The sequence below is a fragment of the Streptomyces iconiensis genome (assembly GCF_028657195.3).
GTDB lineage: Bacteria > Actinomycetota > Actinomycetes > Streptomycetales > Streptomycetaceae > Streptomyces > Streptomyces iconiensis.
Genome location: NZ_JANCPR020000101.1, coordinates 1 through 4743, shown reverse-complemented (window position 1 = coordinate 4743; position 4743 = coordinate 1). Strand labels below are relative to the sequence as shown.

The window sequence follows — 4743 nt, the reverse complement described above, 5'->3', positions numbered from 1 at the left end:
GTTTCGGTTCCGGTTCCGGTTTCGGGTGTGGGTGTGGGTGTGGGGGTGAGGCGGGGGAGGAGTATGTGGCCGTTGCGTAGGGCGAGTTGGGGTTCGTTGGTGTTGAGGGCGGTGTTGAGGGCGGTGTTGAGGGCGGTGTGGGATTCGGTGGTGTCGTCGGTGTCGATGAGTACGAACCGGCCGGGGTGCTCGCTCTGCGCCGAACGCACCAAACCCCACACCGAGGACTGCCCCAGGGACAGGATCGGCTCGTCGTCCCGGACCGCGGTCGCGCGCCGGGTCACGATGACCAGGCGGCTGGCGGCCAAACGCTCGTCACTGATCCAGCGCCGCAGCACCGCGAGCGTGCGCGTGGTCGCCGTGCGCGGGGTGTCCGCGCTCGGGTCGGTCGCCGTGAGCAGGACGTGCCCCGGCACCTCGCCGCCCTCTTCTGCCGCCTGGACGAGTTCCTCCGCCTCGTCGTCGGACCCCAGGACGACGAAGGGCACGGGCGATGCGCTCGCGGACGGTGCGGGCACCCAAGCGACGTGGTGGAGTGCGTCCGCCGTGCGGCGGGCCGCCGTGAGCCAGCCGGAGTCGGCCTCCCGCACCGCTATGGAGTCCACGGAGAGCACCGGCGCCCCGTCGTCGTCGGTGAGCAGCAGGGCAGTTCGCCCCGGCCCGGCCGGTGTCAGCCTCAACCGCACCGCCCTCGCGCCGGTCGTGTGCAACCGGACCCCGCTCCACGCGAACGGCAGCCTGAGTCGGCCGGAATCGCCGGTGCCTTGCAGCGCCAGCGGGTGGAGCGCGGCATCCAGCAACGCGGGGTGGATGCAGAAGCCGTGCGATGCCCCCTCGTCCGGGCCTCCGGTATCGTGATCCGATGCGTCCCGGGCGACGTCGGGCAGGATCAGCTCGGCGAAGTGTTCCTCGCCCCGGCTCCAGGCGGCTCGCAGTCCGCGGAATGCCGGCCCGTACGTATAGCCCAGTGAGGCGAGTTCCGCGTACGCCGCAGCGGTCTCGATCTCCTGTGCTCCCCGCGGCGGCCAGGGTTCTGGTGCCACGGCGGGCGGCGGTTCCTGGGTGGACAGCACACCGGAGGCGTGAGCTGTCCACGGCCCCTCACCGCCGTCGCCGGTGTCCTCCCGCGAATGGACCTCCAGCGTCCTGCGTCCTTCGTCGTCCCGCGGGCCCACCGTGAGCTGCAGTTGTACGGCTCCGGAAGCGGGAACAGGCAGCGGAGCTTGCAGCGTCAGCTCCTCCACCGTGTCGCAGGCCATCTTCCGGGCGGCGTGCAGCGCGAGTTCGAGCAGCGCCGTCCCGGGCAGGATCAGCGCGCCCAGCACCACATGGTCCGCCAGCCAGGGGTGGGTGTCCAAGGAGATGCGGCCGGTGAAGACGGTGCCGGCGTCGCCGGCCAGCTCCACCGCGGCGCCCAGCAGCGGATGGTCCGCCGTCTCCAGGCCCGCCGCGTGCACGTCCGTGCCGCTCGTCGCCGGGATGTCCAGCCAGTAGCGCTCGCGTTGGAACGGATAGGTGGGAAGCGCGACACCGCTCGCGGCATGGCCCGCGAAGTAGGCCGACCAGTCCACCGATCCGCCGGCGGTGTGCAGTGCGCCGACGGCCGCGGCCAGCGCCCGCGTTTCGGGCCTGTCGCGGTGCTGGGTCGACAGCGACACCGCGGTCTCGGCCGTCTCGGCCGCCATCACGGACAGTACGGCGTCGGGCCCGACCTCCAGACAGGCGCCGATACCGGCCTCTTGAAGTGTGCGCACGCCGTCCGCGAAACGTACCGTCTCCCTCGCGTGCCGGACCCAGTAGTCGGCGGAAGACAGTTCATCGACGGTGGCCATGCGTCCAGTGAGGTCGGAGACGATGGGGATTCGCGGCGCGGAGAAGGAGAGTTCAGCGACGACTTCGCGGAAGCGGTCGAGCACGGGTTCCATCAGCGGCGAGTGGAAGGCGTGGCTCACCGGCAGCCGCCGGGTCTTCGCCCCGCGTTCCGCGGCCAGCCTCATCAGCTCCGCCACCGCGTCACCGGCACCCGAGACCACCGTGGAACGTGGCCCGTTGAGCGCGGCAACCGCCGCGCGGTCCTCGAATCCCTCCAGCAGCTCGGACGCCTCTTCCTCCCCGACGGACAGGGCCGCCATGGCCCCGCCCGACGGCAGCTCCTGCATCAACCGGGCACGCGTCGCCACCAGGGTCGCCGCGTCCTCCAGGGAGAGCACCCCCGCAGCATGGGCGGCCGTCAGCGACCCGACCGAATGCCCGAGCAGCGCTTCGGGTCGGATGCCCCAGTGTTGGAGGAGTTGGTAGAGGGCGGTTTCGTGGGCGAAGAGGGCGGGTTGGGTGTATTGGGTCTCGTTGAGGAGTGTGGCTTCTTCGGTGTCGGGTGCGGCGAGGACGATGTCGCGCAGGGGTCGGTCGAGGTGGGGGTCGAGTGCGGCGCACGCGTTGTCGAAGGCGGTGGCGAACACGGGGTGGGCGGCGTGGAGTTGGGCGCCCATTCCGGGGCGTTGGCTGCCCTGCCCCGTGAACAGGAACGCCGTCCGGGTCCCCCCGGCCGCCTCCCCGGTGACGGTGCCGGGCGCCGGCACGCCGGAAGCGAGTGCGGACAGGGCGGCGAGTGCGTCCTGGCGGTCGGCCGCCGTGAACGACGCCCGGTGCTCCAGTGCGCTCCGCCCGGTGGCCAGGACGCGCGCCGCGGCGGTCAACGTGGTCTCCGGGGCGGCTTCCACATGGTCGTGCAGCTGTTCCGCTCGCGCTCGCAAGGCCTGTGGAGTGTGGCCCGACAGCACCCACACCGCAGGCGAAGGGTCCGCCGTGCCGGGCTGTGCGGTGCCGTCCTTCGTGTCCGGATCCGGCGTCGGCTGTTCGAGGATCACATGGGCGTTGGTGCCGCTGATGCCGAACGAGGAGACGCCGGCCCGCCGCGGCCCGTCGTGACCGGGCCAGTCCATGTGCTCGGTCAGCAACTCGACCGCGCCCGAGGACCAGTCCACATGCGGGCTGGGTTCGTCGACGTGCAGGCTGCGCGGCAGTACGCCGTGGTGCATTGCGAGCACTGTCTTGATCACTCCCGCGACGCCGGCTGCGGCCTGGGTGTGTCCGATGTTGGACTTCACCGACCCCAGGCGCAGCGGACGGTCTGCGGGGCGGTCTTGTCCGTAGGTGGCCAGGAGTGCTTGGGCTTCGATGGGGTCGCCGAGTTTGGTGCCGGTGCCGTGTGCTTCGACGGTGTCGATGTCGGCGGGGTCGAGTCCGGCGTTGTGGAGGGCTTGGCGGATGACGCGTTGTTGTGAGGGGCCGTTGGGTGCGGTGAGGCCGTTGCTGGCGCCGTCCTGGTTGACGGCGGTGCCGCGGACGACGGCGAGGATCTGGTGGCCGTTGCGGCGTGCGTCCGAGAGGCGTTCCACCAGGAGGAGGCCGGCTCCCTCGCCCCAGCCGGTGCCGTCGGCAGCCGCCGCGAACGCCTTGCACCGCCCGTCGGGGGACAGGCCCCGCTGACGGCTGAACTCCACAAAGGTGGCCGGGCTGGCCATGACCGTCACTCCGCCCGCCAGCGCCAGGTCGCACTCGCCGCTGCGCAGTGCCTGAGCGGCCAGGTGCAGTGCGACCAGCGACGAGGAACAGGCCGTGTCCACCGTCACCGCCGGGCCCTCAAGCCCGAAGGTGTAGGAGAGGCGGCCCGAGGCGACACTGCCCGCGCTGCCGCTGACCAGGTAGCCTTCCGTGCCCTCGGGGGCGTGCCGGTTCTGGTGCAGCCGGGCGCCGTAGTCGCTGTACATCACGCCGGCGAAGACACCGGTGCGTGAGCCGCGCAGCGAGACGGGGTCGATGTCTGCGCGCTCGAACGCCTCCCAGGCCGTCTCCAGCAGCAGCCGCTGCTGCGGGTCGGTGGTCAGCGCCTCGCGCGGACTCATGCCGAACAGGGCCGGATCGAAGTCGGCTGCCGTGTGCAGAAATCCGCCCTCACGCGCGTACGACGTGCCCGGGCGTGAGCCTTGCGGGTCGTAGAGCCCCTCCAGGTCCCAGCCGCGATCGGTGGGGAAGCCGGAGACCGCGTCGGTGCCCTCCGCCACCAACCGCCACAGGCCCTCGGGCGACGTCACAGACCCGGGGAAGCGGCAGGACATCGCGACGATGACGACCTGGTCGTCGTCCTGTTCCGTCGTCCTGCGGGCCGGGGCTTTCGGTGACTCCACCGCGGCGCCTGGAAGTTCGATCATCAGCCGTGCGGCGAGCGCGCGCGGTGTGGGGTGGTCGAACACCAGGGTGGTGGGAAGGCGCAGCCCCGTCTCGGCGCTGAGGCGGTTGCGCAGGTCCACGGCGGCCAGGGAGTCGAAGCCGAGAGCGGTGAAGGCGCGCTCCTCGGCGACGTTGTGAGTGTCGGCGTGCCCGAGCACCGTGGCGACTGTCGTGCGGACCAGGTCGAGCAGTTCCCGCTCGGCGTCGGCGGACGGCAGCGCCGCGACGCGTTCGACGAAGGACCGACTTGCCGCGGCCGTCCCGGTGTTGGCGGCCCGCCGGAGCGGGGCCCGTACGAGGGAGCGAAGCGGTGGCGCGACCGTCGCGCCGGGGGCGTTGAGTGCTTCGGTCTCGAAACCGGCCGCTACCAGGAGACCGTCACTGCCGCGTGTGGTGTGGAGTGCGGTGTCGAAGAGGTGGAGTGCTTCGTGGGTGGTGAGGGGGGTGATGCCGGTGCGGGTTATGCGGGTGAGGTCGGTGGTGGTGAGTTGTGCGGTCATGCCGTGGGGTTGT

Annotated in this window: 1 protein-coding gene; it reads right to left on the bottom strand. The window is 71.6% G+C overall.

What is annotated here, in order from left to right; all coding sequences use genetic code 11:
* Positions 1–4730, bottom strand: a 4730-nt coding sequence (locus NMN56_RS42715; RefSeq protein WP_274048214.1) for a type I polyketide synthase, incomplete at its 3' end; no start/stop codon positions are given.
* Positions 4731–4743: the final 13 nt, after the last annotated feature.